This is a genomic window from Streptomyces sp. DvalAA-43 (assembly GCF_900091725.1).
Taxonomy (GTDB): Bacteria; Actinomycetota; Actinomycetes; order Streptomycetales; family Streptomycetaceae; genus Streptomyces; species Streptomyces pulveraceus.
Map to the genome: position 1 here is coordinate 1 of NZ_FMBW01000029.1, position 1,304 is coordinate 1,304.

Consider the following 1,304-nt stretch of genomic DNA (forward strand, 5'->3'; position numbering starts at 1 on the left):
GAGAACTGCACAGTGGACGCGAGCATCTGTGGCCAAGTTTTTAAGGGCGCACGGTGGATGCCTTGGCACCAGGAACCGATGAAGGACGTGGGAGGCCACGATAGGCCCCGGGGAGCTGTCAACCGAGCTTTGATCCGGGGGTGTCCGAATGGGGAAACCCGGCAGTCGTCATGGGCTGTCACCCGCTGCTGAACACATAGGCAGTGTGGAGGGAACGAGGGGAAGTGAAACATCTCAGTACCCTCAGGAAGAGAAAACAACCGTGATTCCGGGAGTAGTGGCGAGCGAAACTGGATGAGGCCAAACCGTATGCGTGTGATACCCGGCAGGGGTTGCGCATGCGGGGTTGTGGGATCTCTCTTTTGCGGTCTGCCGGCCGTGAGACGAGTCAGAAACCGTTGATGTAGGCGAAGGACATGCGAAAGGTCCGGCGTAGAGGGTAAGACCCCCGTAGCTGAAACATTGACGGCTCGTTTGAGAGACACCCAAGTAGCACGGGGCCCGAGAAATCCCGTGTGAATCTGGCGGGACCACCCGCTAAGCCTAAATATTCCCTGGTGACCGATAGCGGATAGTACCGTGAGGGAATGGTGAAAAGTACCGCGGGAGCGGAGTGAAATAGTACCTGAAACCGTGTGCCTACAAGCCGTGGGAGCGTCGCGCATCGAGCTTGCTCGGTGCGTCGTGACTGCGTGCCTTTTGAAGAATGAGCCTGCGAGTTTGCGGTGTGTTGCGAGGTTAACCCGTGTGGGGAAGCCGTAGCGAAAGCGAGTCCGAATAGGGCGTTTTAGTAGCACGCTCAAGACCCGAAGCGGAGTGATCTAGCCATGGGCAGGTTGAAGCGGAGGTAAGACTTCGTGGAGGACCGAACCCACCAGGGTTGAAAACCTGGGGGATGACCTGTGGTTAGGGGTGAAAGGCCAATCAAACTCCGTGATAGCTGGTTCTCCCCGAAATGCATTTAGGTGCAGCGTCGTGTGTTTCTTGCCGGAGGTAGAGCACTGGATAGGCGATGGGCCCTACCGGGTTACTGACCTTAGCCAAACTCCGAATGCCGGTAAGTGAGAGCGCGGCAGTGAGACTGTGGGGGATAAGCTCCATGGTCGAGAGGGAAACAGCCCAGAGCATCGACTAAGGCCCCTAAGCGTACGCTAAGTGGGAAAGGATGTGGAGTCGCAGAGACAACCAGGAGGTTGGCTTAGAAGCAGCCACCCTTGAAAGAGTGCGTAATAGCTCACTGGTCAAGTGATTCCGCGCCGACAATGTAGCGGGGCTCAAGCGTACCGCCGAAGTCGTGTCATTCC

General features: G+C 57.2%; 1 rRNA gene. It reads left to right on the top strand.

The features are described from left to right. Nucleotides 1-30: 30 nt before the first annotated feature. Nucleotides 31-1,304, top strand: a 23S ribosomal RNA gene (locus GA0115234_RS06025); the annotation flags it as partial.